This is a genomic window from Nocardiopsis halophila DSM 44494 (assembly GCF_000341245.1).
GTDB lineage: Bacteria > Actinomycetota > Actinomycetes > Streptosporangiales > Streptosporangiaceae > Nocardiopsis_A > Nocardiopsis_A halophila.
The window spans coordinates 20,794-43,672 of the sequence record NZ_ANAD01000044.1 but is presented as its reverse complement, the minus strand read 5'-3'; the positions used below and the strand labels follow the sequence as shown (position 1 = coordinate 43,672).

General features: G+C 74.8%; 23 protein-coding genes. 15 read left to right on the top strand and 8 right to left on the bottom strand.

Annotated features, from left to right (window positions below):
* Nucleotides 1–51 precede the first annotated feature (51 nt).
* Nucleotides 52–699 (bottom strand): NPCBM/NEW2 domain-containing protein, encoded by a 648-nt coding sequence (locus tag D450_RS0105405; protein WP_017537656.1) that lies wholly within the window; start codon nt 697–699, stop codon nt 52–54.
* Entirely contained in the window at nt 660–2,018 is a 1,359-nt protein-coding gene (locus tag D450_RS0105400; protein WP_017537655.1) for an ROK family transcriptional regulator, read from the bottom strand. Before D450_RS0105400 ends, D450_RS0105405 begins: the two co-directional genes overlap by 40 nt.
* Before the next feature lie 147 nt (nt 2,019–2,165).
* Between D450_RS0105400 and zwf the strand changes: the two genes are divergently transcribed.
* From zwf to eda, 4 genes are read left to right on the top strand one after another with little or no spacing between them, the layout of a single operon-like run.
* The gene (zwf, locus tag D450_RS0105395) at nt 2,166–3,698 is read left to right on the top strand and encodes a glucose-6-phosphate dehydrogenase (protein ID WP_017537654.1); all 1,533 of its coding nucleotides are present in this window, start codon (nt 2,166–2,168) and stop codon (nt 3,696–3,698) included.
* Nucleotides 3,698–5,527 (top strand): phosphogluconate dehydratase, encoded by a 1,830-nt coding sequence (gene edd, locus D450_RS0105390; RefSeq protein ID WP_017537653.1) that lies wholly within the window; start codon nt 3,698–3,700, stop codon nt 5,525–5,527. The genes zwf and edd overlap by 1 nt, the downstream gene beginning before the upstream one ends.
* 5 nt (nt 5,528–5,532) lie before the next feature.
* Nucleotides 5,533–6,528: a glucokinase gene (glk, locus tag D450_RS0105385; protein WP_017537652.1), complete on the top strand. Its 996-nt coding sequence runs from the start codon at nt 5,533–5,535 to the stop codon at nt 6,526–6,528.
* Nucleotides 6,525–7,157, top strand: coding sequence for a bifunctional 4-hydroxy-2-oxoglutarate aldolase/2-dehydro-3-deoxy-phosphogluconate aldolase (eda, locus tag D450_RS0105380; RefSeq protein ID WP_017537651.1), 633 nt, complete (start codon nt 6,525–6,527; stop codon nt 7,155–7,157). The genes glk and eda overlap by 4 nt, the downstream gene beginning before the upstream one ends.
* Nucleotides 7,158–7,238: 81 nt before the next feature.
* On the opposite strand, the gene D450_RS0105375 is transcribed toward eda, so the two are convergent.
* The gene (locus D450_RS0105375; protein ID WP_017537650.1) at nt 7,239–8,378 is read right to left on the bottom strand and encodes a serine hydrolase domain-containing protein; all 1,140 of its coding nucleotides are present in this window, start codon (nt 8,376–8,378) and stop codon (nt 7,239–7,241) included.
* Nucleotides 8,379–8,505: 127 nt separating this feature from the next.
* Between D450_RS0105375 and D450_RS0105370 the strand changes: the two genes are divergently transcribed.
* Together D450_RS0105370 and D450_RS0105365 are read left to right on the top strand one after the other, a co-directional pair.
* Complete coding sequence (locus D450_RS0105370; protein ID WP_017537649.1) at nt 8,506–9,048, top strand: PadR family transcriptional regulator; 543 nt, start codon at nt 8,506–8,508, stop codon at nt 9,046–9,048.
* Nucleotides 9,049–9,155: 107 nt separating this feature from the next.
* On the top strand, nt 9,156–9,989 hold the full coding sequence (locus D450_RS0105365) for a methyltransferase domain-containing protein (protein WP_017537648.1): 834 nt from the start codon (nt 9,156–9,158) through the stop codon (nt 9,987–9,989).
* A 59-nt stretch (nt 9,990–10,048) separates the two neighbouring features.
* Here D450_RS0105365 and D450_RS0105360 read toward each other — a convergent pair whose 3' ends face one another.
* On the bottom strand, nt 10,049–10,573 hold the full coding sequence (locus tag D450_RS0105360; protein ID WP_017537647.1) for a pyridoxamine 5'-phosphate oxidase family protein: 525 nt from the start codon (nt 10,571–10,573) through the stop codon (nt 10,049–10,051).
* Nucleotides 10,574–10,747: 174 nt separating this feature from the next.
* Between D450_RS0105360 and D450_RS0105355 the strand changes: the two genes are divergently transcribed.
* The 3 genes from D450_RS0105355 (at nt 10,748) to D450_RS0105345 (ending at nt 12,447) form a co-directional block, all read left to right on the top strand.
* On the top strand, nt 10,748–11,122 hold the full coding sequence (locus D450_RS0105355) for an ArsR/SmtB family transcription factor (RefSeq protein ID WP_017537646.1): 375 nt from the start codon (nt 10,748–10,750) through the stop codon (nt 11,120–11,122).
* 1 nt (nt 11,123) lies between these two features.
* Nucleotides 11,124–11,603, top strand: a complete 480-nt coding sequence (locus D450_RS0105350; RefSeq protein WP_017537645.1) for an SRPBCC family protein — start codon at nt 11,124–11,126, stop codon at nt 11,601–11,603.
* A 121-nt stretch (nt 11,604–11,724) separates the two neighbouring features.
* Nucleotides 11,725–12,447, top strand: coding sequence for a sensor domain-containing protein (locus D450_RS0105345; RefSeq protein WP_017537644.1), 723 nt, complete (start codon nt 11,725–11,727; stop codon nt 12,445–12,447).
* Between the two features lie 31 nt (nt 12,448–12,478).
* Here D450_RS0105345 and D450_RS0105340 read toward each other — a convergent pair whose 3' ends face one another.
* The 4 genes from D450_RS0105340 to D450_RS0105325 form a co-directional block, all read right to left on the bottom strand.
* Nucleotides 12,479–12,757, bottom strand: a complete 279-nt coding sequence (locus tag D450_RS0105340; protein ID WP_017537643.1) for a hypothetical protein — start codon at nt 12,755–12,757, stop codon at nt 12,479–12,481.
* Nucleotides 12,758–12,832: 75 nt separating this feature from the next.
* Entirely contained in the window at nt 12,833–14,854 is a 2,022-nt protein-coding gene (locus tag D450_RS0105335; RefSeq protein ID WP_017537642.1) for a CocE/NonD family hydrolase, read from the bottom strand.
* Between the two features lie 6 nt (nt 14,855–14,860).
* Nucleotides 14,861–16,171 carry an ATP-grasp domain-containing protein gene (locus tag D450_RS0105330; RefSeq protein ID WP_017537641.1) on the bottom strand — a complete coding sequence of 437 codons (1,311 nt, stop codon included), beginning with the start codon at nt 16,169–16,171 and terminating at the stop codon, nt 14,861–14,863.
* A gap of 242 nt (nt 16,172–16,413) precedes the next feature.
* Nucleotides 16,414–17,823, bottom strand: a complete 1,410-nt coding sequence (locus D450_RS0105325; RefSeq protein ID WP_017537640.1) for a sugar porter family MFS transporter — start codon at nt 17,821–17,823, stop codon at nt 16,414–16,416.
* A gap of 214 nt (nt 17,824–18,037) precedes the next feature.
* On the opposite strand from D450_RS0105325, the gene D450_RS0105320 reads away from it, so the two are divergent.
* From D450_RS0105320 to D450_RS0105295, 6 genes are all read left to right on the top strand, one after another.
* On the top strand, nt 18,038–18,619 hold the full coding sequence (locus D450_RS0105320) for a TIGR03086 family metal-binding protein (RefSeq protein ID WP_017537639.1): 582 nt from the start codon (nt 18,038–18,040) through the stop codon (nt 18,617–18,619).
* Nucleotides 18,620–18,728: 109 nt separating this feature from the next.
* The gene (bioB, locus tag D450_RS0105315) at nt 18,729–19,814 is read left to right on the top strand and encodes a biotin synthase BioB (RefSeq protein ID WP_017537638.1); all 1,086 of its coding nucleotides are present in this window, start codon (nt 18,729–18,731) and stop codon (nt 19,812–19,814) included.
* 64 nt (nt 19,815–19,878) lie between these two features.
* The gene (locus D450_RS0105310; protein WP_017537637.1) at nt 19,879–20,352 is read left to right on the top strand and encodes a GNAT family N-acetyltransferase; all 474 of its coding nucleotides are present in this window, start codon (nt 19,879–19,881) and stop codon (nt 20,350–20,352) included.
* A gap of 50 nt (nt 20,353–20,402) precedes the next feature.
* Nucleotides 20,403–21,017 carry a hypothetical protein gene (locus tag D450_RS0105305; RefSeq protein ID WP_017537636.1) on the top strand — a complete coding sequence of 205 codons (615 nt, stop codon included), beginning with the start codon at nt 20,403–20,405 and terminating at the stop codon, nt 21,015–21,017.
* Between the two features lie 261 nt (nt 21,018–21,278).
* Entirely contained in the window at nt 21,279–21,656 is a 378-nt protein-coding gene (locus D450_RS29515) for an RNHCP domain-containing protein (protein ID WP_026124085.1), read from the top strand.
* 149 nt (nt 21,657–21,805) lie between these two features.
* Nucleotides 21,806–22,807: a methyltransferase gene (locus D450_RS0105295; RefSeq protein ID WP_017537634.1), complete on the top strand. Its 1,002-nt coding sequence runs from the start codon at nt 21,806–21,808 to the stop codon at nt 22,805–22,807.
* Nucleotides 22,808–22,879: the final 72 nt, after the last annotated feature.

Here is a 22,879-nt window from a genome sequence, read left to right as displayed (position 1 = left end):
GGCGTCAAGGTCAAGCCGTCGCGTGACCGGGGGGCGCGGCGGGCGTCGGGCTCAGTGCAGTACGGGGTCGGCCCAGACCGCGCCGCCCTTGACGCACTCGTGCGAGGTGGAGACCAGCTCCAGGCGCAGGACGTCCCCGACGTCGGCCTCCAGGTCCGCCGCCTCGCCCAGGCCCACGGTCTCCTGGGCCAGGCGCTCGCCGTCGCCCACGACCTCGAAGGTGACGCTGCCGTCGGCCTCCTCGGCGCCGTCGTCGATGCCCACGGTCCCGGTCCACGTGCTCCAGTCCCGGCCGAGGTTGAACTCGGTCGAGCGGTCGTCGTCGCAGTAGTGGTCGTGGACGAGGGCCCCGTTGCGACGGGAGCCGTCCACGGACGCGTTGCCCCACATCCGGTCCCGGCCCTCCACCGATTCCCAGCCGGTCATGGGCTCACCGTCAGGCCGTGCGGCCGAGGGCCCGTCGGCCCCGTCCTCCTGTCCGCCGTCACCATCGCCGCCTCTGGAAGGCTGCGGCGCAGGGGAGGCGGTGACGGTGTGCGCGGCGGTCACCGTCGCCACCGGTCGGGGCGCGGGGTCATGCGGGGCGCCGTCGCGCGCGGCGACGTAGACGACCGGTGCGGTGACCAGGGCACCGACGGCGACGCCTGCGGAACCGGTGATCAGGGCGGTGGGCACGGTGACGTTCCGGGGCAGCGGCACGGCGGGTCCTCAGGGGGCGGGGGGGCGGTCAGTGGGGGCAGGCTAGCGGCCCCGGACCCTCCGTGTTCGCCGATCGGTCCGGATTCTGCAGANGCCGGCCCCGCCTCGGGCCCGTCCTGCGCCGCCGCGGCCTCGCGTTCGGCGATGGCGGCGTTGACCTCCTCGGGTGCCAGGACGTGGTCGAGCACCATGGCCGCGCCGCCGCGCAGGCCGGCCGCGCCCCCGGAGCGGTTGGGCACGATGCGCAGCTGCCGGGTGGCCAGCGCCGTGGCCCGGCGGAACACCGCCTCGCGCACCCCGGCGGCCAGCGGGTCGAAGGCGGTGCCCAGGTGCCCGCCGAGCACGATGACCTCGGGGTTGAGCAGGTTCACGGCCCCGGCCAGCACCTCGCCGACCCGGCGCCCGGCCTCGCGCACCAGCGCCACCGCGTCGGCGTCGCCGTCGGAGGCCAGCGCGGCCAGCCCCTGCACGCCCGCCGCCTCCCGCCCGGCCCGGTGGAAGCGCTCCAGCAGCGCCGGCCCGCCGGCCACCGCCTCCAGGCAGTCGGTGTTGCCGCAGCGGCAGGAGGTCCCGCCGCCGTCGGGCACGGGGATGTGCCCGATCTCCCCGGCCGCGCCGAGGGTGCCGCGCACCAGTGCGCCGCCGGAGATGATGCCGGCGCCCACGCCGGTGGAGACCTTGACGAAGACCAGGTCGTCGGCGCCGGGGTAGTCGGCGGTGTGCGCGCCCAGCGCCATCACGTTCACGTCGTTGTCCAGCAGCACCGGCACCGGGAAGCGCTCGGCGACCAGCGGGGCGATGTCCACGCCGCCCCAGCCGGGCAGCACCGGCGGCTCCTCGGCGCGCCCCAGGGCGAAGCGCACGGTGCCGGGCAGGCCGATGCCCACCCCGCGCGCCTCGTGCGGGGCGCGGCCGCACTCCTGAAGCAGGCGCTCCCAGGTGCCCAGCAGCCAGGGCAGGGCGGTGTCGGGGCCCTGGACGACCTCCGGGGAGCCCTCGGTGCGGGCCAGCACCCGCCCGGCCAGGTCGCACACGGCCGCCTGGCTGCGGGAGATGCCCAGGGCCGCGCTGAGCACCACGCCGCCGGCGGCGTTGAACTCCAGGCGCCCGGGAGGGCGGCCGCCGCGCGAGGGGCCGTGGTGGCCCTCGGTGACCAGCCCCAGGTCCATCAGCTCGGCGACCCGGGAGGCGACCGAGGGCCGGGAGAGCCGGGTGACCCGCGCGATCTCGGCGCGGGTGGCGGCCTCGCCGGTGCGGATCAGCCGCAGCACGTGGCCGGCGGTGGCGGCGGTCGCGGGCGGGCCGTGGCGTCGGGGCATGCCGCAATTCAACCACGCACACCCCCGTGTCGGACGCCGAACCGCCCCACTTCTGTAAAAAAATCTTCAGAAGCATGACTTGTGGTGTGACCGAAGTTGCCGCTAGGTTTCAACCGGTCTGCCCGAAGTCCTGCGGAAAGGGACCACATGCCCGCCTCTGCCCCGGCCACCCCGCCCCCGGGGGCGGCGCGCACCGCCGCGCCCACCGACCTCGTCGTCTTCGGCGGCACCGGCGACCTGGCGATGCGCAAGCTGCTGCCGGCGCTGCTGCTGTGCGAGAAGGACGGGCGCCTGGCGCCCTCCACCCGCATCGTCGCCGTCTCCCGCGACGGCATCGGCGACGCCGACTACCGGGGCAAGGCCGAGGCGGCCGTGGCGGACAACCCCTCGGTGCTGCGCGCCGGCGCGGTTCCCGAACCGGTGCTGCGCCGCTTCCTGGACCGCCTGCACCACGTGCCGCTGGACCTGGACGAGCCCGGCGACGGCTGGGAGCGGCTGGAGTCCCTGCTCGGACAGGCACCGGCGCAGGACGGGGCCGAGCGGGGACGGGTGTACTACCTGGCCGTGCCGCCCATGCTCTTCGGGCGCATCTGCGCCGACCTGCAGGCCCACGGCCTGGCCGAAGGCGCCTCCCGCGTCGTCCTGGAGAAGCCCCTGGGGCGCGACCTGCGCTCGGCCCGGGAGATCAACGACGCCGTGGGCGCGGTCTTCAGCGAGCGCCGCACCTTCCGCATCGACCACTACCTGGGCAAGGAGACCGTCCAGAACCTGCTGGCGCTGCGCTTCGCCAACATGTTCCTGGAGCCGGTCTGGAACAGCCGCTGGATCGACAACGTGCAGATCACCGCCGCCGAGACGGTCGGCGTGGGCACCCGCCACGGCTACTACGACCGCGCCGGCGCCATGCGCGACATGGTGCAGAACCACCTGCTGCAGCTGCTGTGCCTGATCGCCATGGAGCCGCCCGCCAGCTTCGACCGCGAGGCCGTGCGCGACGAGAAGGTCAAGGTGCTGCAGTCGCTGGCCCCGCTGACCGGGCAGGACGCCCTGCGCGACACCGCGCGCGGCCAGTACGCCCCCGGCACGGCCGGCGGCCGCCCGGTGCCCGGCTACACGGGCGAGCCCGGGGCCGACGGCGCCAGCTCCACCGAGACGTTCGTGGCCCTGGAGGCCTCGGTGGCCAACTGGCGCTGGGCCGGGGTCCCCTTCTACCTGCGCACCGGCAAGCGCATGGCCCGGCGCTACTCCGAGATCGTGGTGCAGTTCCGCGACGTCCCGCACCCCATCTTCCCCGGGCAGGGCGCGGGCGGCACGCCCAACCGGCTGGTCATCCGCCTGCAGCCCGAGGAGACCATCCGCCTGCACATGCTCGCCAAGGAGCCCGGCGCCGGGGAGCTGCGGCTGCGCCCCGCACCGCTGGAGCTGAGCCTGTCCGACCGCTTCGCGGTGCGCTCCCCCGATGCCTACGAGCGCCTGCTCATGGACGTCATGGCCGGCGACCCCACCCTGTTCATGCGCCGCGACGAGGTCGAGACCGCCTGGCGGTGGGTCGACCCGATCATCGACGCCTGGCAGGGGACCGACCCCGAGCCCTACGCCCCCGGGGGCACCGGCCCCCAGGGCGCCCACGACCTCCTCGCCCGCACCGGGCGGACCTGGCACGAAGGGGATATGACCTGATGACCCTCCATCCGCGCATCACCGACGTCACCGAGCGCCTGCGCGAGCGCAGCGCCCAGAGCCGCGCCGCCTACCTGGAGCGGATCCGCGCCGCCGCCGAGGCCGGGCCCGCCCGCGGCGCGCTGGGCTGCACCAACCTGGCGCACGGCTTCGCCGCCTGCCCGGCCGGCGACAAGCTGGAGCTGAGCCGCACCGTCCCCGACGGCGCCAAGCCCAACATCGCCATCGTCTCCTCCTACAACGACATGCTCTCGGCCCACCAGCCGCTGCGGGACTACCCCGAGCTGCTCAAGGAGGCGGTGCGCGAGGCGGGGGGCGTGGCCCAGTTCGCCGGCGGGGTCCCCGCCATGTGCGACGGCATCACCCAGGGCCGGCCCGGCATGGAGCTGTCGCTGTTCAGCCGCGACGTCATCGCCATGTCGGCCGCGGTGGCGCTGTCCCACGAGATGTTCGACGGCGCGCTGATGCTGGGCGTGTGCGACAAGATCGTGCCCGGCCTGCTGATCGGGGCGCTGAGCTTCGGGCACCTGCCGGTGGCCTTCGTGCCGGCCGGGCCGATGGCCTCGGGGGTCTCCAACGCCGAGAAGGCCCGGATCCGCCAGCTGCACGCCGAGGGCAAGGTGGGCCGCGAGGAGCTGCTCAAGGCCGAGTCCCGGGCCTACCACTCCCCCGGCACCTGCACCTTCTACGGCACCGCCAACTCCAACCAGATGCTCATGGAGGTCATGGGCCTGCACCTGCCCGGGGCCAGCTTCGAGCAGCCGGGCACCCCCATGCGCGAGGCGCTGACCGCCGAGGCCGGGCGCCGCGTGGTGGGCCTGACCCGGCTGGCCGGGGACTACACCCCGGTGGGCGAGATGATCGACGAGCGCGCGGTGGTCAACGCGGTGGCCGCGCTGCTGGCCACCGGCGGCTCCACCAACCACACCCTGCACCTGGTGGCCGTGGCCGAGGCCGCCGGGATCAAGCTGACCTGGGACGACTTCGCCGAACTGTCGGAGGTCGTGCCGCTGCTGGCGCGCATGTACCCCAACGGCAAGGCCGACGTGAACCGCTTCCACGAGGTGGGCGGCATGCCCTACCTCATCGGGCAGATGCTGGACGCCGGGCTGCTCCACCCCGACGTGGGCACGGTCGCCGGCCCCGGCCTGGACCGCTACCGCCACCGCCCCGAGCTCTCCGGCGACGGCTCCCTGGCCTGGCGGGAGGCGCCCGCCGAGAGCGGCGACACCGAGGTGCTGCGCCCGGCGAAGGACCCCTTCGCCGACGACGGCGGGCTGCGCATGCTCCACGGCAACCTGGGCCGCTCGGTGATGAAGGTGTCGGCGGTGGAGCCCGAGCGGCGCGTCGTGGAGGCCCCGGCCCGGGTGTTCGACTCCCAGGCCGCCCTGCAGCAGGCCTTCACCGACGGCGGGCTGGACGGCGACGTGGTGGCCGTCGTGCGCTTCCAGGGCCCCGGTGCCAACGGCATGCCCGAGCTGCACAAGCTCACCCCGGCGCTGGGGGTGCTCCAGGACCGCGGCCACAAGGTCGCCCTGGTCACCGACGGACGCATGTCGGGGGCCTCGGGCAAGGTGCCCGCGGCCATCCACGTCTCCCCCGAGGCCGCCGCGGGCGGGCCGATCGCCCGGGTGCGCGACGGCGATACCGTCCGGGTGGACGCCGAATCCGGCACACTGGAGGTGCTCGCCGCCGACCTGGAGCAGCGCGCGCCCGCCGCGCCCACGGTGGACTCCTCGGTCGGCACCGGACGCGAGCTGTTCGCGGCCTTTCGCGCCGCGGTCGGCCCGGCCGAGCGCGGCGCAAGCGTCTTTGGAGGAGACCGGTGACACGTGTGCAGTCCGCCCCCACGGCCGAGCGCCCCTGGCTGGTCGGCGACATCGGAGGGACCAACGCCCGGTTCGGGCTGGTGCAGGCCGCAGGGGGGCGGCCGGTGCGCGTGGGCAAGGTGCCCAGCGCCCTGCACGACGGGCTGGCCTCGGCCGCCCGCGCCTACCTCGACGGGATCGAGGAGCCGGTGCGGCCCTCGGCGGCGTGCGTGGCGGTGGCCGGGCCGGTCGTGCGCGACCGGATCCGGCTGACCAACGTGGGCTGGGACTTCTCGGTCGAGCAGACCCGCACCGGGATGGGCCTGGACCATCTGGAGGTGGTCAACGACTTCGCGGCGCTGGCCCAGTCCCTGCCGGTGCTCGGCGAGGACGACCTGCTGCCGCTGGGGGGACCGGCCACCGACCCCTCCGAGCCGATGGCGGTGCTGGGGCCGGGCACCGGCCTGGGCGTCGCGGGCCTGGTGCCGCTGCCCGGCGGCGGGTGGCTCCCACTCCCGGGCGAGGGCGGGCACGTCGACGCCCCGGCCGTGGAGGACATCGAGGCCGAGGTGGTGCGGGTGATCACCGCCGAGCGCGGGCGGGTGAGCGCCGAGGCGCTGCTCAGCGGCCCGGGGCTGCCCCGGCTGTACCAGGCCCTGGCCCAGGTGCGCGGCCAGAGCGCGCGCAAGCTCTCCCCCCGGGAGATCACCGCGGCCGGGGTGCACCCGGAGGGCGCCGAGCCGCTGTGCCGCGAGACCCTCGAGGTGTTCGCCGCCCTGCTCGGCGGGTTCGCCGGGAACGCGGCCCTGACCCTCGGCGCCACCGGCGGGGTGTTCCTCGGCGGCGGCGTGCTGCCCCGCATCCCCGAAGTGCTGCGCAACGGCCGCTTCCGGCTGCGCTTCGAGGCCAAGGGGCGGATGACCGATTACCTGAAGAACATCGCCACCGTGCTCATCACCGCCGAGAACCCGGCGCTGCTGGGCGCGGCCGCGCGACTGGACCACCGACTGGAGCGCCCGTGAAACCCCAGACCAGCCACGACCTGTTCGCCCTCGCCCCGGTCGTGCCGGTGGTGGTGCTCGACGACGCCGGCACCGCGGTGCCGCTGGCCCGCGCGCTGGCGCGGGGCGGCCTGCCCGCCATCGAGGTGACGCTGCGCACCGAGGCCGGGCTCACGGCGATCGAGCGCATCGCCGCCGAGGTGCCCGAGGCCGTGGTGGGCGCGGGGACGGTGACCACACCCGGGCTGGCGGCCGCGGCGGCCAAGGCGGGGGCGGCGTTCCTGGTCAGCCCGGGCTGCACGGACCGGCTGCGCGGGGCCATGGCCGACACCGGCGTGCCGTTCCTTCCGGGGGTGGCGACCGCCTCGGAGGCGATGACGCTGCTGGAGCAGGGCGTGGACGCGCTGAAGTTCTTCCCGGCCGAGGCGGCCGGGGGCCGCACGTACCTGAAGTCGCTGTCGGGGCCGCTGCCACAGGTGCGGTTCTGCCCGACCGGCGGTGTGACCCCGGCGAGCGCGCCGGAGTACCTGGCCCTGCCGAACGTGGGCTGCGTGGGCGGCACCTGGCTGACCCCGCGCGATGCCGTGGAGGCCGGCGACTGGGACCGCATCGAGTCCCTGGCCCGGGAGGCCGCGGCCCTGCGCCCGTAGGGGCGCGTCCCCGGAAGAGCCGGGAACGGTCCACCGGAATCACCGGTGGGCCGTTCTTATTCCCGCTGCCGGTCCCCGTCCTCACGCGCGCCAGGCGTTCAGGCACCGGGCCATGATCCGGAACGGGAGGGCCCGCCCCGCGGTCTGGTCGACGGTGCCGGCCAGGTGCACGTCGAGTTCGGGGCAGTGGAAGAGCCAGGTCCCCGTGGCTCCGGAGTGCCCGATGAGGGTGACGGGCCGGTGGAGCGGTGACGCGGCACGGCCGACCGTGAAGAACATGGTGCCCAGTCCGTAGGAGAGGACGGGGGCGTTGCGCAACCGGTTGCGGCGCTCGGTGAGCGCCGCGGGCGAGCGCGGGTCGGCGAAGGGCGCACCGGCGAGCAGCGCCCTCTGGAAGGCGAGGAGGTCGCCGACCGTGCTGTACAGGTCGTTGCTGGAGGCGATCAGCGACGGCAGCTCCACACGCCGCCGCCCGGCGTGCAGGGGCGCGGGCTCCGCGGCCTCCGGACGGCGCGGGCGGTGCCCGGGAAGCCAGGTGTCCTCCAGGCCGAGCGGGACGAGGAGCCGCTCGGCCAGCAGTACGGGGAAGGGGCGGCCGGTGGCCTCTTCGAGGATGCGGATGAGGAGCTGGAAGCCGGTGTCGGAGTAGCGGGCCCTCTGCCTCGGGCTCCTCAGGTCCTGCGGCGCGAAGTGCGGGCGCTGCTCCCGGCGGGTGATCCGCACCGTGTCCTCGAAGGTCCACGCCGTGTCGCGGCCCGTGGCCAGGTGCCGGTCCAGGCTCGGCCCCCCGCGGCGCTTCTCGAAGTGGTCGGGCAGTCCGGAGGTGTGGGTGGCCAGATGGCGCACCGTGACCGACGGCGTGCGGTCGGTGCCCCGCAGGACGTGCAGCCCTGCGGCCTCCTCCGGCGGCAGCAGGGCGGTGATCGGCGCGCCGAGGTCGAGCTCGCCGCGCTCGTGGGCCTGCAGGACCAGCGCGGCGATGAAGCGTTTGGTGATGCTCGCGATGAAGAACGGGGTCCCGGGGCGCACCGGAGGGGCGTCGCCCGCGGGTCCGGCGGCGCCGCGCCAGCGCCGGCGCCCGTCCCCGCTCTCGACGGCCATGACCGCGTGGTGGACGCCGGGCCGTGCGGCGACGCGCCGCAGCAGGCGGGTCAGCCGGGCGTCGAGGCCGTCGGGGCCGCGGTCGTCCTGGTCGCGGGCCGTGGTCTGGTGCGGTGTCACGTCGTGCCTCCCGGCGGCGGGTCCCGCGCTCCGCCTCCGCCGGCCGGGGGCGTCGATCCGTCGGGCGGGGACCCGCGATGGCGACATGTCTACTAGACATGTCTATGAGAGGCAATAGACTCGGACGATGGCCCACGTGATCCTCGGACTCCTGCTGATCGCCCCGCAGAGCTTCTACGACCTGGTCAAGGCCTTCGAGGGCGGCGTCGGGCTCTTCTACAGCGCCAGCTCCGGAAGCATCAAACGGGCGCTGGACCGCCTGCTCGCGCAGGGCCTCATCGAGACCGACAGCACCGAGAGCGGCGGCCGGCGCCGCAAGGCCTACCGCCCGACCGAGGCCGGGCGCGCGGAGTTCCGGGCGTGGATGACGGCCGCGCCCCCGGCCGGCCCCGGCCTGGAGACCGGGGCGCTGGCCAGGCTGTATTTCCTCGGGCTGCTGGAGCCGGAGGAGCGCCCGCGGGTGCTGCGCGGCATCGAGGAGCGCATCGAGCACGGCCTCGCGGCGCTGGCGGACCTCGACGAGCGCCTGGACGCCCGGAGCGCCCCTGAGGGCCTCCACGACGTCTTCGAGTACCAGCGGGCAACGCTCGACTACGGCCTCGCCTCGCACCGCTTCATGCTCGACTGGTTCCGCGACCGGGCCGGCCGGGACGCCCTGCCCGGCGGCTGACTCCGCGTGCACCCGCCCGCGCCGACGCGCGGGAGCACTCCGCCGCCGTATACCCCGGTAGGGTTGTCACGCCTGTGCACGATAGGAAATGATTACCGTTTCCAGTGATGTCGAGCGGCAAGGGGACGGCCATGGGCGGGACGGGTATCGGAGGGGTCTTCGACGCCGGGGCGCGGGAGTTCGATGCGTGGGGCGCGCGGTTGTGGGACCCGATCGGCGAGGCCACCGTCGGCGCCTGCTCCCCCAAGGGCGGGGAGCGGGTGCTCGACGCCTGCTGCGGGGCCGGCGCCTCCGCGCTCCCCGCGGCCGCGGCCGTGGCGCCGGACGGGACGGTCGACGCGGTGGACCTGTCCGAGGCCCTCCTGGCGCAGGGGCGCGAACGCGCCGCGCGGGCGGGCATCGACAACGTGCGGTTCGTCCGCGCCGACGCCGCCGCCTGGCCCGAGCCCGGCGCCTACGACCTGGTCCAGGTGGTCCACGGCGTCGCGTTCTTCCCCGACATGGACGCCGGGACCGCGGCCCTGGCCGGTGCCCTGCGGCCCGGCGGCCGGATGGCGGTCACGGTCTGGGCCGAGGGCGCCCTGGCCGACTTTCTCACCTTGTACTTCGAGGCGATCGGGGCCGAGACCGGCACCCGGCCCGGACCGCCCGGTTTCCAGCAGGCCCGCGACCGGATCGCGGACGCCGCACGGCTGACCGCGTGGCTGGAGGGCCTGGGGCTGGTCTGCGAACACGTGGCGCGCCACGACCACCGCGTTCCCCTCGACGCCGCCTCGGCCTGGGAGTTCGTCCAGGGGAACGCCGCGCGGGGGCTGATGGACGGCCTGGACGCCCCGGCACGCGAGCGCGTGCGCACGCGGCTCGCCGACCTGATGGCCGAGCGCGGCGTGGCGGAGCTGGACGCCTCCTTCACCGTCGCCCTGGCGCGTCGCCCCGACTAGCTCCCGGCCCAGGCGCGTCCCCCGGAGTGTTACCGCCCTGGGGGACGCGCCCCGGTGGCTCATACCGTCGCGGAGAAGCGCCACCGCGTCTGGGCGGCGGCCCCGCCCCGTTCGAAGCCGAAGGCGGTCACCGGGGCCACGCCGAACACCAGCGCCGACCCGCCCTCGTGGTGGAAGGCCCCGTCGCGCACCTCGAAGCGCCACACCTCCCCGTACTTCGCGGCGAAGTCGTCGGCCAGGCCCGCCAGAAGGGCCTCGTCGCCCACCCGATCGGCGCGGCCCTCCACCACCACGTCCAGCCCCTTGTTCAGGTCGTTGGTGCCGGTGGTGAGCGTGCACTGCGGGTTGTCCGCCAGGTTGCGCGCCTTGCGCTCCTCGGGGCCGGTGCAGAAGTGCAGGGCCCCGTCCCGCCAGACCGCGATCAGCGGCGTCACGTGCGGCCGCCCGTCCGGGCGCACCGTGGACAGCCAGTACACGCCGGCCGACTCCAGCTCGCGCCGCGCCCGCGCCCACGGGGTGGGCCGGGCCGCCTTCCCGCTGTAGCGCGCGTCGAGTTCGCCCGCGGTGTCCGGGGTGTGCGTCATCGCCTGCTCCTTCGCTCCGTCACCGAGGCCGTGGTGAAGGTAGTGACGGGCCCGGGCGGGCGAACTCATCGCTCCCGCCGCCGGCTCCCGGACTTTTTCCCTGGGGGATTGACAGCGGCCCCGCCCGGGTGGATATTCAACCCAGAGATTGAACAACGAGAAGGTTGAATACATATGGCGGACGACCGGCTCAGCGTGGTCTTCGCGGCTCTGGCCGACCCCACGCGCAGGGCGATCCTCGCCCGGCTGGCGCGCGGCGAGGCCACCGTCAACGAGCTGGCCGAACCGTTCGAGGTGAGCCTGCAGGCCGTCTCCAAGCACCTCAAGGTGCTGGAACGCGCGGGGCTCATCACGCGGGGGCGCGACGCCCAGTGGCGCCCCTGCCGTCTGGAGACCGAGCCGCTGGAGGAGGCCTCGGCCTGGATCCGGCGCTACCGGGACGTGCAGACCGACCGGATGGACCGGCTGGAGGCCGCGATCGGCCGGATCCGCTCGGGGGCCGGCGACACCGACGAGGACGGGGCCGAGAGGCCGCAGAGAGGGCAGTGAGATGGGCAAGACGGAGTTCGTGATCGAGCCGGGCCGCCAGGACATCGTCACCGAGCGGGTCTTCGACGCCCCGCGCGAGGCGGTGTTCCGGGCCATGACCGACCCTGAGCTGATCCCCCGCTGGTGGGGGCCGGCCGCCTACACCGTGCGCGTCGACCGGGCCGAGATCGCCACCGGGGGCTCCTGGCGGTTCCTGACCTCGGGCGCGGACGGGGAGTTCGATTTCCACGGCGTCTACCACGAGGTGACCGCGCCGGAGCGGATCGTGCAGACCTTCGAGTACGAGGGCGCCCCGGGCCACGTGTGCCTGGAGACGGCCACGCTTGAGGACGCGGGCGGCTCCACCCGCTACCGGGCGGTGACCGTCTTCCAGTCGGTCGAGGACCGCGACGCCATGGTGGCCGACGGCATGGAGGAGGGCTCCGCCGAAGGCCTGGACCGCCTGGCCGACCTCGCGGCGGAGCTGGCGGAACGCGGGTGACGGGCCGGGGCGCGGCCCGGCGCCCCTGCGGCCGCGCCCCGGCGCGGTGGTGTGCGCACCACCCCCGGGAGAGGGGAGCACGGTAGTGCCCGCCGGGTGCGGGATCCGTAGCGTTCCGGGTATGCAGACGCTCATCCGGCGCCTCGGCGCCGACACCCGCTACGTCCTCATCGGGCTCCCCGCCTCCATCGTGGGGTTCGCCCTCGCCGTCGCCGGGCTGGCGGCCGGTGCCGGCACCGCGGTCCTGGGGGTCGGCCTGTTCGTTCTCGCCGGCACCCTGCTGGCCGCCCGGATGGCCGCCACGGTGGAGCGCAACCTCCTCCCCGACGTCCTGGGCCGCCCTCTGGGCGCCCCGCGCTACCGCCGCGCCGCGGCCGGCGCCGGACCGCTCCGCTCGGCCCTGGCCCCGCTCGCCTGCGGCCAGAGCTGGATGGACGCCGGGTACGCGCTGGTGCGCCTGCCCGTGTCCGTGGCCTCCTTCGCGGTGGTGGCGACGTGGTGGTCCGCCGCCCTGGCCGGGCTCACCTACCCGGTCTACGGGTCGGTGCTGCACCAGATCCCCGGCAACACCGGTCTGCCCGAACTCCTGGGACTGAGCGGTTCGCTCGCCGTTTCGATCGGCTTCCACACGGGCCTGGGCCTGCTCTTCGCCCTCACCCTGCCCGTCGTGGTGCGGGCCGCGGCGATGCTCAACGCCTCGCTCGCGCAGGCGTTCCTGTCCCCCTACACCCCGGCCTACGAGGAGCCGGAGCCCGGCCGGCGCGCTCCGGCGGACGCGGCGGCACCGACGGCCCCGGCGGCGCAGGGCGGGCCCGCCGAGGCCGCGGCCCCCGCCGCCCGGTGAGCGGCGCGGCCCGGCACGCCGGGCCGCGGCCTCAGTGCAGGATGCGCACGCCGTTCCAGCCCTGCCGGGCCCACGCCGCGGCCAGGACCTCCTCCAGCGGGTGGAAGTCCCGGTCGGCGGGCATCGCCATCTCCTCGTCGCAGGTCGTCGCCCACACGCACCAGCCCCGGTCGGCGAGCTTGAACACCGCGTGCCGCAGCTCCTCGGGGACCTCCTCGGGCGCCTCGGCGTCCCAGTCCGCGGCCAGGCCCCGGCGTTCGGCCTCGCGCCGGGCGACCTCGCAGGTGAACGACCGGGGGGTGTGGCGCATGCTTCTCCTCAGAGGTGGTCACGGTCCGCAGGTCATGCTACTGCCCGTGACGCCCCTGCGGCTGCGCCCCGGCGCCTACACCAGGTCGCGCGGGATCGTGGTGTTCCACGTCTTGGCCGCCACGCGCGCACCGTCCTCGTAGGCGTCCAGGGTGGCGTTGAGCCGGAACTCCTCGGGGGTGGCGCTCAGCTCGGTGCGCGTCACCGTGCGGACCTGCCACCCGCCCCGGGCGAAGCCCATCCGCCACTCGGTGCGCCCCACCGGCGAGGAGAAGTCCTCGCCCTGCGAGCAGTACTCCTCCCATGCGTGCCGGGACACCTCCCAGCCGGTGTCCGGGAAGCGCACCGTCCCCAGGTCCTTGACCACCCGCAGCGACGACCAGTAGTCGACCAGGTCGCGGGAGAGCTCCCAGCGCCCCTCCCCCGGCACCACCTGCTCGGTCTCCACCGGCGGGGCGCCCTCGGGCTCGGCGAAGGGCCGCGGCTCGACCCCCGTGCCCTCCGGCCGGATCGGCAGGACCAGGGAGGTGCCGCCCTCCAGCAGCGCGGTGAGCACCACCGGCTCGGGCGGCGGCCAGGCCAGCGGCCAGTAGGAGGTGGACACCGACACCCGGATGCGGTGGCCGGGCGGGAACGCCTGGGCCACGCCGTTCATCGGGACCGCCACCCGGTAGCGCCGCCCCGGCTCCAGCGGCCGCGGGTCGTCGTGCCCGGTCGCGTGGGTCAGGTTGAGCAGCCCGTAGGTGACCCGGGTGGCGCGGCCGTCGCGCGCCACGTCCGAGAGCCGCACCGCCGCCATGGCCACCGGCCGGTCGACGGTGAACTCCAGGTTGAGCACCGGCGCCCCGTGGATCTCCACCCGTTCCTCCAGCGGCGGGGTGTCGAAGACCAGCGAGCCGCCGTCGTCCTCGCGCTGGTCGTAGGGCAGGTCCGGCGGCGCGTTGTAGGAGCACCACTTGCCCGCGTACTGCCCCACGGTCAGCGGCGACCGCACCGAGGCGGTGTCGGGGCGCACCGGCTCGCCCGGCTCGCCGATCCGGTGCAGCCCGAGCGGGCGCTCCTCGTGCACGATCTTCGGCGAGGGCCACTCCTGCTCGCCCACCCACCGGCCGGGCCGCTCGGTGTAGGCGGTGGAGGGCGGCATGCTCTCCTGCATCCAGCTGCGCAGGACCGGCTCGGCGTCGATGCCGTTGTCGGCCCCCTTGAGCCAGCGGTCCCAGAACCGCACGCAGTGCTGCAGGAACCCGATGGCCGGGCCCGGCCGCCCCACCTGCGGGTACTTGTGCGACCAGGGGCCGATCAGCCCGATCCGGGGGACGGCCAGCCCCTCCATCAGCCGGAAGACCGCGTTGGAGTACCCGTCGGCCCAGCCGCTGACCGCCATCACCGGGACCCGGATCGCCGACAGGTCCTCGCACACCGACCCGTGCCGCCAGTAGGCGTCCCGGCGCTGGTGGCGCAGCCAGGTGTCCAGCCACAGCCCGCTGCCCTCCAGGCGGTCGCGCCACAGGTCCCGCCACCCGGGCCCGACCGCCGCGGGGTCGGGCGGGCAGGAGGTGTAGGCGAACATCGTCGAGGCCCAGGACAGGTTGTCGCCCAGCAGGCACCCGCCCATGTAGTGCACGTCGTCGGCGTAGCGGTCGTCGGTGGAGCACAGGGTGACGACGGCGCCCAGGCTGCGCGGCCGGCGCGCGGCCACCTGCAGGGCGTTGAACCCGCCCCAGGAGATGCCCATCATCCCGGTGGTGCCGTTGCACCAGGGGCGGGAGGCCAGCCACTCCAGGACCTCCTCGGCGTCCCGCAGCTCCCGCTCCAGGTACTCGTCCTGGAGCACCCCCTCGGAGTCGCCGCTGCCGCGCAGGTCCACCCGGGCGCAGGCGTAGCCGTGCCCGGCCAGGTAGGGGTGCATGGACGAGTCGCGCAGCGCGGTCAGGTCCCGCTGCCGGTAGGGGATGAACTCCAGGAGCGCGGGCACCGGGTCGGTGCCGGAGCCGGCCGGCCGCCAGACGCGGGCGGCCAGGTGCACCCCGTCGGAGACGGGGACGGTCAGCTCCCCCTCCTCGATCACCTCGTGCGGGAACTCGGTGACGGTGCGCATGTGCGGTCAGTCCCCCTCGCCGCCCGCGGCGGCGTCCTCGTCGGGTTCATCGATCTCGAACGGCAGCCGCGCCAGGCACAGCTCGTAGGCGCGGCGCAGGTCCTCGTCGCTGCGCCCGGCGGTGAACACCTGGGCCAGTTCGTAGCTGTAGCTGTCCTGGGAGGGCATCCGGGACAGCCGGGTCCCCGGCGGGGCCGACACCTTGGCACCGGTGCCGGGCACGTCGCGCTCCATCCGGGCGATGTCCTCGGGGCCGGGGGCGGTGCGCACCACCCCGTCGGTGAACCGGCGCAGGAACCACTTGGCCGCGGTGGCGTGGCGGCCGGCGCCGGTCTCCAACAGGGGCTCGCGGCCCAGCGCCAGGCGGACCATGTGGTCGTGGTTGGGCACCCCGTCGACCTCCGCCATCAGCCGGGCGTGCGACTGGGAGTGGCGGGGGTTGATCTCCAGCAGGCGCAGGGTTTCGTCCCCGGGGTTCCAGAAGTACTCGATGTTGAAGGTCGTGGCGTCCAGGCCCATGCGCCGCACCACCCGCTCGCTGATGTCGGCGAGCCGTTCCGCCACCGTTCCGGGCAGCCCGGCGGGGTAGGTGTAGCGCAGGAAGCTGGGCGAGTCGGGGTAGGTGGCCGAGGAGACCACGCCGTAGACCACGGGGTCCCCGCGCCAGACGTAGCCCTCGACGGTGACCTGCTCCCCGTGGACCTCCTCCTCGGCCACGCAGGCCGATCCCCCGGCACGGGCGACGGCCTCGGGCAGGTCGATGCGCCGGAGCAGCCAGTCGAACGGGCTCCCCAGGTCGTCGATGCCCTCCCTGATACGGCCGAGGGCCTCCCGGAACTCCTCGTCGTCGGTCACCCGGAAGGCCAGGGCCGAGGAGAAGGACTTCACCGGCTTGAGCCACATGGGGTAGCCGACCTCGGGCGGCGGCGCCTCGGCCTCCAGGGGCACCTCGGCGAACGGAGGGACCGCGTCGGTCACCTCGCGCTGCTCGCGGCGGCTCCAGTACTTGTGCTCGCACTTGACGACGGACTCCAGGGACGGCGAGGGCAGCCCCCGTTCGGCGCACAGGATCGGCACGAGTGTGCGCACGGGGAAGTCCCAGAAGCCGATGACGGCGTCGACGCTGCCCTCGAAACCGTCGAGGATCCGGCGGGCGTCGTCCAGCAGCTCGGGCAGCCGGTCGTGGGCGTCCCGCAGCTCCTCCATCTCCAGGAGCCCGTGGATCCGGTAGCCGCGCCTCTCTGCCAGCTCGTCCAGCACGGCCCGGTTGTGCGGGTCCGCGCCCAGCACGAAGACGTTGTCGCCCATCTCGTCCATGTGCCTCCCCTCCGCGTTCCCCGGCCGACTACCCGAATTCGCGATGGTTACGGATCGGAGGGGCAGCGGGAGACGGCCCGACCTGGGAGGAAACGACGGAGGCCGCCCTGCCGCCGCGTGTCACCGCGGCGGCAGGGCGGCCTCCGGGAGCCGGCGTCGGGGCGTCGGTTGTGCCCCCCATCCGCCCCCCCAGAAGGCCACGGACCGGCCTTCCGGGAGGCTTCAGGGGGCGCCCGGCCTGGCTATCCCTGCATCTCCTCCAGGGTCTTGCCCTTGGTCTCCTTGACGAACTTCCAGACGAACAGGAAGGACAGCACCGCGAAGGCCGTGTAGACCGTGTAGGTGCCGGCGAGGTCCCAGTCGCGCAGGGTCGGGAAGGTGACGGTGACCAGCCAGTTGGCGATCCACTGCGTGGCGGTGGCCACCGCCATCGCGGCCGCCCGGATGCGCAGCGGGAACATCTCCCCCAGCAGCACCCAGGTCACCACGCCCCACGACAGGGCGAAGAACAGCACGAAGCCGCTGGCCGCGACCAGCGCCACCGCGCCCCAGCCGAAGGACAGCTGGGCCTGGTCGCCGGCGACCGTGGCGTGGCTGAAGGCGAAGCCGGTCGTCGCCAGCGTCACCGCCATGCCCGCCGAGCCGATCAGCAGCAGGGGCTTGCGGCCGATCCTGTCGACCAGGCCGATGGCGACGAACGTGCCGATGATGTTCACGATCGAGGTGAACAGGCTCAGCAGCAGCGAGTCGCTCTCGTTGACCCCGACCGACTGCCACAGCGACGCGGAGTAGTAGAAGATCACGTTGATGCCGACCAGCTGCTGGAACGCCGAGATCGCCATGCCGATCCACACGATGGGCAGCAGCAGGTAGGGGCCGCGCAGGTCGCTCAGCCGGGGCTTGACCTCCGTGCCCAGGGCCCGGTGGATCTCGGCGATGCGCCCCTCGACGTCGCCGCCCTCGACGTCCTCGAGGATCCGGCGCGCCTTGGCGTCCTTGCCCACGCGCACCAGGTAGCGGGGGGACTCGGGGATGGTCAGCGACAGCAGGATGTACAGGGCGGCGGGGAAGACCTCCACGCCCAGCATCCACTGCCAGGCCTGCAGCGGCCCCAGCTCGTTGAGCGCGCTGCCCCCGGCCAGCGACGCCAGCGCGTAGTTGACCAGCTGGGACACGGCGATGCCGAGCACGATCGCCAGCTGCTGCATGGAGGCCAGGCGCCCCCGGTACGCCGCCGGCGAGACCTCGGCGATGTAGGTGGGCGCGATCACCGAGGCGATGCCGATGGCACCGCCGCCCACCACGCGCCACAGCGCCAGGTCCCACACCGTGAACGGCAGCGCCGAGCCGATGCCGCTGATCAGGAACAGCAGGCCGGCCAGCTGCATGACGCGGATGCGGCCGAAGCGGTCGGCCAGCGACCCGGCCACCGCCGCGCCCACCGCCGAGCCGAGCAGCGCCGCGGCCACGGTGAACCCCGTGACGCCCGGCCCCACCTCGAAGTGCGCCTGAATGGACTCGACGGCGCCGTTGATCACCGAGCTGTCGTAGCCGAAAAGGAAGCCGCCCATGGCCGCCGCGCCGGCGATCATGACGACATGGACGAGGTTGCCGGCCTCGGGATCCGAGGCCGAGGAGTGCGCTCGCGCCACGCTCCCCTCCTAACCGCGTTCAACGGGGGGTGATGGACATGTCACGGCCCACCATGCTCCCGCCGCCGCACAGGTGGGCCGTGACGAAACGCGGTGTGTTGTCGTTCACAGGCCGAGGGATTGCCGTTTCGCGGTGCGGATGACAGGCGCCATGCTCGGGTAGGGCCCCGCCGGCGGCCGCGGGGCCGCGACCGATCCGCGAAGGGAAACCAGCATGTCCGACCTGCTCGACCTGCACGGCCAGGCGATGAAGGAGTTCGACCGGAGGGTGCGCGCCATCGGCCCGGTGCAGTGGGCCGAGCCCACCCCCTGCCAGGAGTGGGACGTGCACGACCTGGTCGAGCACCTGGTGCGCGAGCAGCTGTGGGTGCCCTACCTGCTGGAGGGCGGCACCATCGCCGGGGCGGGGGACCGCTTCGAGGGCGACGCCATGGGCGAGGAGCCGGTGGCCACCTGGGAGCTGGCCGCGCGCGAGGCCCGCACCGCGTGGCTGCGGCCGGGCGCCCTGGAGGCGACGGTGCACCTGTCCTTCGGGGACGCCCCCGGGTCGCTGTACCTGTGGCAGATGACCTTCGACCTGGCCGTGCACGCCTGGGACCTGGCCCGCGCGATCGGCGCGGACGAGCGGCTCGACCCGGCCCTGGTGCGCGCCCTCCTGGAGTCCGAGCAGATCTCCGGCGACCTGGAGGCGGCGCAGAGCCGGGACGGCGCGGGCATCTTCGCCCCGCCGCAGCCGGTCCCCGAGGGCGCCGGCGACCAGGCCGTGCTGCTCGCCCGCACCGGCCGCGCCGTCTGAGCCCCGGCAGGCGGCCGGCGTAAGGGGCGGGGTCCACAAACTCGGCGGGGCCGACTTTGGCTCCTCCGTCTCCTGCGGCACACCCGCCCCCTGCCCCAGGATCGGCCCCATGGCCCGATTCGACGTGCTCTCGGACAAGGCGCTGCGGCGCGACCCCCTGACCCGCGAGGAGCTGCTCGGTGTGCTGGGCAGCGGCGACGACGACCTGATGGACCTGGTGGCCGCGGCGGCCCGCCCCCGCCTGCGGTTCTTCGGCCGCACCGTCAAGCTCAACTACCTGGTCAACCTCAAGAGCGGGCTGTGCCCGGAGGACTGCACCTACTGCTCCCAGCGCCTGGGCTCCACGGCCGACGTGGTGACCTACACCTGGCTCAAGCCCGACCAGGCCGCCGAGGCGGCCCGCGCCGGGGTGCGGGCCGGCGCGGCGCGGGTGTGCCTGGTGGCCAGCGGGCGCGGCCCCACCGACCGGGACGTGGACCGGCTCCGCCCCACCATCGAGGGCATCAAGGACGAGCACCCGGGGGTGGAGGTCTGCGCCTGCCTGGGACTGCTCTCGGACGGCCAGGCCGAGAGCCTGCGCGCCTCGGGCGCGGACGCCTACAACCACAACCTCAACACCTCCGGGGAGCGCTACTCCGAGATCTGCACCACCCACACCTTCGACGACCGGGTGGAGACGGTGGGCAAGGCCAAGGCGGCGGGCCTGTCGCCGTGCTCGGGGCTGATCGCCGGCATGGGCGAGAGCGACGCCGACCTCGCCGACGCGCTGCTGGCCCTGCGTGCGCTGGACCCCGACTCGGTCCCGGTCAACTTCCTCATCCCCTTCGAGGGCACCCCGCTGGCCGGGCGGTGGGACCTGGACCCGCAGCGGTGCCTGCGCATCCTGGCGGCGGCCCGCCTGGCCTTCCCCGACGCCGAGGTGCGCCTGGCCGCCGGGCGGGAGGTGCACCTGCGGGGCCTGCAGTCCACCGCGCTGTACCTGGCCAACTCGATCTTCCTCGGCGACTACCTGACCAGCGAGGGCCAGGCGGGCCGGGCCGACCTGGAGATGATCCGCGACGCCGGGTTCACCGTGCTGGGCGCCGACGGTGACGGGGCGAACGACGGCCACGGCGCCGACGGGGGGCGGGAGCGGCCGGACCTGGTCCGCCCCCGCCACCGCGGCACGGGCACGGCCCTGCCGCCGAACGCCTGAGCCGCGCCCCCGGGGCCGCCGGTGGGGACAGGGGTGTCACCCCCGGCGGCTACCATCGCTGTCCGTGCGCATCATCCTTGACGACGTCCCCTGGGACCACCCCGCCGGAGCGGCCCTGCGCCGCGAGCAGGAGCGGGAGACCATCGAACGCTACGGCGGCGACATCGAGGCGGGCCCCAAGCCCTCCGCCGAGGACGTCGCCGCCTTCCTGCTGGCCACCGACGACTCCGGCGACGCCGTAGGCTGCGGATGCCTGCGGCGCCTGGACGAGGACACCTTCGAGATCAAGCGGATGTACGTGGCCCCCCGGTGGCGGGGCCGCCGCATCGGCGGCCTGCTGCTGCGCGCCCTGGAGGAGCGCGCGCGGGAGCTGGGCGCCTCGCGCATGCGCCTGGAGACCGGGGCCGAGCAGCCCGAGGCGATGCGGGTGTACGAAAGGGCCGGCTACCGGCGCATCGAGCGGTACGGTCCCTACGTGGCGTGCGAGGAGAGCATCTGCTTCGAGCGCGGCCTGGCGGGCGAGCCCGCCCGGGCCTGACCGCCCCGGCCGCACGGCCCCGAGCACCCGAACCGTTGGAGGGCCCTGCCGTGGACCTGGTCTGGTACGTGAGCTACGGCGCCAACACCGACGCCGCACGCCTGGACTGCTATGTGCGCGGCGGGGCGCCCGGCGGCGGGGCACGGGCCAACCCGGGCTGCCGGGACCGCACCCCGCCGCGCGCCGACCGGCCGGTGTGGCTGCCCGGCGGGGTGTACTTCGGGCTCGAATCGCCGATGTGGGGCGGCGGCCTGGCGATGCTCGACCCGGACCTGCCGGGGGCGGCGCCCGCGCGCGCCTACCTGGTGGGGGCCGGGCAGTTCTCCGACATCGCCGCCCAGGAGATGTACCGCTCCCCCGGCCGGGGGCCCGACCCGGCCGAGGCGGTCGGTGGGGGACGCGCGGTCCTCGGTGAGGGCCGCTATGAGACGCTGCTGCACTGCGGGGACATGGACGGGCTGCCGATGCTGACCTTCACGGCGCACTGGTCGAGCCGGGAGGTTGAGCACACGCCGCCGTCCGCCGGCTACCTCAGGGTGATCGGCGCCGGCCTTGAGGCCGCGCACCGGTGGGGCCCGGTGCGGACGGCCGCCTACCTGGCGTCGCGTCCCGGTGCGGCCGGAGGGTGGAGCGCTGAGCAGGTGCGGTCGGTGCTGGCGGGCTGACGGGAAAAACCGGTTGCCCTCGCACGGGGCGCCGGGGTTGGATCGACGTGCGCGGGTCCTTCGGCCCGCCCGTCCCGTCCCCGTCCCACAGTGAGCGAGTGTGTGGTCTGCATGTCGAATTCGGTGAGGTCTGTGCCCCGGTCCCGCGTCGTCGCTACCCCGCGGAGAGCTTCGGACGCCTGACCTGCTGAGGCCCTTCGCGGGGCGGCGGACGGCGCCGAGCGCCCGATCCGGCCGTTCCACTCGCGAGGAGTCACCTTCGTGTCACGACGACGCGACCACCGAAAGCGCTCCCACCAGGGAGCCGACAGTTTCCGCTGCGCCCACTGCAGCCTCGACGTGCCGTTGGGCGCCCCGGGGACGCGGCACCGCAACCACTGTCCCAACTGCCTGTACAGCAAGCACGTCGACGACGGCGTCCCGGGCGACCGGGCATCGGACTGCGGGGCCCGCATGGAGCCCATCGCGGTCACCGTCCGCGGCGACGGCGAGTGGGTGCTCATCCACCGGTGCACCCGGTGCGACACGCTGGTCGCCAACCGCAGCGCCGGCGACGACAATCCGCTGCTGCTGATGCGCACGGCGACCCGCCCGCTGGCGAGCCCGCCGTTCCCGCTGGAGCGGTTGGCGGCTCTGTGAAGAGGGGGCCGGGGCCGGACCGCTGCGTGCGGTCGGGCCCCGGCCCCGCCGTTCTCCCGTGGATTCCGGGGCCGCACCGCCGTGCGCGGCCGTAGGGTGTCGGCGCGCCGGAGCGGCCCGGCGCCGCCCCGAGAACGGAAGGACCCCCCATGACCGGACCCGCGGACCTGTGGGACATGGCCGACCTGCTGACCCCCATGGCGGTGCGCACCGCCGCCACCCTGCGCCTGGCCGACCACATGGCGCAGGGGGCGCGGACCGCCCCCGAGCTGGCGCGGGCCTGCGGGGCCGACGCCGACGCCCTGGGCCGGCTCCTGGCGCACCTGGTGCGGGTCGGGGTGGTCGACCGCGACGCGCAGGGGCGCCACCGCACGCGCGGCGAGGGCGAGCGGCTGCGGTCGGACCACCCGGACTCGCTGCGGGCCGAACTGGACCTGGAGGAGCACCTGCCCCGCGCCGAACTGGCGCTGACGGAGCTGGTGCACAGTGTGCGCACCGGCGGGGCGGCCTTCCCCGAGCGCTTCGGGCGGGGGTTCTGGGAGGTGCTGGCCGACGACCCCGAGCGCGCGCAGGTCTACGACCGGCGGATGGGCACCGACGTGGCCAAGGACGCCGAGGCCATCGCGGCCGCCTACGACTGGGGCGCGCTGGGCGGCGTCGCCGACGTCGGCGGGGGCGACGGGACCCTGCTCGCCGCGCTGCTGCGGGCCCACCCCGGGCTGCGGGGCGCCGTGGTCGACCGGCCGGACACCGCGCGGCGGGCACGGTCGCTCCTCCAGGAGGCGGGGTTCGGCGACCGGGCCGGCGCCGTGGCGGCGGACTTCTTCTCGCCTCTCCCCCGCGGGTACGGCGGCTACCTGCTCTCGGCCGTGGTGCACGACTGGGACCGGGCCTCGGCGGTGGAGATCCTGCGCCGGTGCGCGGAGGCGGCCGCCCCGCAGGGGCGCGTGCTGGTCGCCGAGAACACCGGGGCCGACGGGGAGTCCCCGGACACGGCCTTGGACCTGCGGATGCTGGCCTTCTTCGGAGGCAAGGACCGGGGCGTGGGCGAGCTGCGGGAGCTGGGCGAGGAGGCGGGCCTGCGCACGGTGGGCGTCCACCCGGCCGGGCGGATCTCGGTGGTGGAGATGGCCCCCGCCGGACGCATGTGACCGCCACCTGCCCAGCTCTCACATCATGAGACGACTATTTTATAATGTGATATGCCGGTGTACGGTTCGGGC

Coding starts and splice junctions, on each gene's coding strand:
- D450_RS0105295 (WP_017537634.1), top strand. CDS start 21,806: ATGACCGGACCCGCGGACCTGTGGGACATGGCCGACCTGCTGACCCCC.
- D450_RS0105350 (WP_017537645.1), top strand. CDS start 11,124: ATGGGCAAGACGGAGTTCGTGATCGAGCCGGGCCGCCAGGACATCGTC.
- D450_RS0105345 (WP_017537644.1), top strand. CDS start 11,725: ATGCAGACGCTCATCCGGCGCCTCGGCGCCGACACCCGCTACGTCCTC.
- D450_RS0105320 (WP_017537639.1), top strand. CDS start 18,038: ATGTCCGACCTGCTCGACCTGCACGGCCAGGCGATGAAGGAGTTCGAC.
- edd (WP_017537653.1), top strand. CDS start 3,698: ATGACCCTCCATCCGCGCATCACCGACGTCACCGAGCGCCTGCGCGAG.
- bioB (WP_017537638.1), top strand. CDS start 18,729: ATGGCCCGATTCGACGTGCTCTCGGACAAGGCGCTGCGGCGCGACCCC.
- D450_RS0105340 (WP_017537643.1), bottom strand. CDS start 12,757: ATGCGCCACACCCCCCGGTCGTTCACCTGCGAGGTCGCCCGGCGCGAG.
- D450_RS0105365 (WP_017537648.1), top strand. CDS start 9,156: ATGTCGAGCGGCAAGGGGACGGCCATGGGCGGGACGGGTATCGGAGGG.
- zwf (WP_017537654.1), top strand. CDS start 2,166: ATGCCCGCCTCTGCCCCGGCCACCCCGCCCCCGGGGGCGGCGCGCACC.
- D450_RS0105335 (WP_017537642.1), bottom strand. CDS start 14,854: ATGCGCACCGTCACCGAGTTCCCGCACGAGGTGATCGAGGAGGGGGAG.
- D450_RS0105355 (WP_017537646.1), top strand. CDS start 10,748: ATGGCGGACGACCGGCTCAGCGTGGTCTTCGCGGCTCTGGCCGACCCC.
- D450_RS0105360 (WP_017537647.1), bottom strand. CDS start 10,573: ATGACGCACACCCCGGACACCGCGGGCGAACTCGACGCGCGCTACAGC.
- D450_RS0105370 (WP_017537649.1), top strand. CDS start 8,506: ATGGCCCACGTGATCCTCGGACTCCTGCTGATCGCCCCGCAGAGCTTC.
- D450_RS0105330 (WP_017537641.1), bottom strand. CDS start 16,171: ATGGACGAGATGGGCGACAACGTCTTCGTGCTGGGCGCGGACCCGCAC.